Origin of the sequence: Xanthomonas axonopodis, assembly GCF_001304695.1 — a bacterium.
In the GTDB taxonomy this organism is placed as follows: Bacteria; Pseudomonadota; Gammaproteobacteria; order Xanthomonadales; family Xanthomonadaceae; genus Xanthomonas; species Xanthomonas axonopodis.
Window position 1 is genome coordinate 1 of record NZ_JFAQ01000290.1, and the last position, 1,194, is coordinate 1,194.

The 1,194-nt window shown below is 62.8% G+C and carries 1 protein-coding gene; it reads left to right on the forward strand.

Going from position 1 to position 1,194, the window contains the following annotated elements; all coding sequences use genetic code 11:
• The first annotated feature begins 1 nt into the window (after position 1).
• Complete coding sequence (tuf, locus tag XAXN_RS19765; RefSeq protein ID WP_054320780.1) at positions 2-1,192, forward strand: elongation factor Tu; 1,191 nt, start codon at positions 2-4, stop codon at positions 1,190-1,192.
• The last annotated feature ends 2 nt before the right edge of the window (positions 1,193-1,194 follow it).

Genomic DNA, 1,194 nt, shown 5'->3' on the forward strand with positions numbered 1-1,194 from the left:
CATGGCAAAAGCTAAATTCGAGCGCACCAAGCTGCACGTCAATGTCGGCACCATCGGTCACGTTGACCATGGCAAGACCACGTTGACCGCTGCGCTGACCAAGATCGGTGCCGAGCGTTTCGGTGGCGAGTTCAAGGCGTACGACGCGATCGACGCAGCGCCGGAAGAGAAGGCGCGCGGCATCACAATTTCGACCGCCCACGTCGAATACGAATCCCCGAACCGTCACTACGCGCACGTTGACTGCCCCGGCCACGCCGACTACGTCAAGAACATGATCACCGGTGCGGCGCAGATGGACGGCGCGATCCTGGTGTGTTCGGCCGCTGACGGCCCGATGCCGCAGACCCGCGAGCACATCCTGCTCTCGCGTCAGGTCGGTGTGCCGCACATCGTCGTGTTCCTGAACAAGGCCGACATGGTCGACGACGCCGAGCTGCTCGAGCTGGTCGAAATGGAAGTGCGCGAGCTGCTGAGCAAGTACGACTTCCCGGGCGATGACACCCCGATCATCCACGGTTCGGCGCGTCTGGCGCTGGACGGTGATCAGAGCGACATCGGCGTGCCGGCGATCCTGAAGCTGGTCGATGCGCTGGACAGCTTCATTCCGGATCCGACCCGCGACGTCGATCGCCCGTTCCTGATGCCGGTCGAAGACGTGTTCTCGATCTCCGGCCGCGGCACCGTGGTGACCGGTCGTATCGAGCGCGGCATCATCAAGGTGGGCGACGAAATCGAAATTGTCGGGATCCGTACGACGCAGAAGACCACGGTGACCGGCGTGGAAATGTTCCGCAAGCTGCTGGACCAGGGTCAGGCGGGCGACAACGCGGGTCTTCTGCTGCGTGGCACCAAGCGTGACGACGTGGAGCGCGGCCAGGTGCTGTGCAAGCCGGGTACGATCAAGCCGCATACCGAGTTCGAGGCCGAGGTGTACGTGCTGTCGAAGGACGAGGGTGGTCGTCACACGCCGTTCTTAAATGGTTACCGCCCGCAGTTATACTTCCGCACCACCGACATCACGGGCGCGATCCATCTGCCGGAAGGGGTGGATATGGTGATGCCGGGCGACAACGTCAAGATAGCGGTGACGCTGATCAACCCGGTCGCGATGGACGAAGGTCTGCGCTTCGCCATCCGTGAAGGCGGTCGTACCGTCGGCGCCGGCGTGGTTGCCAAGATCATCAAGTAAGC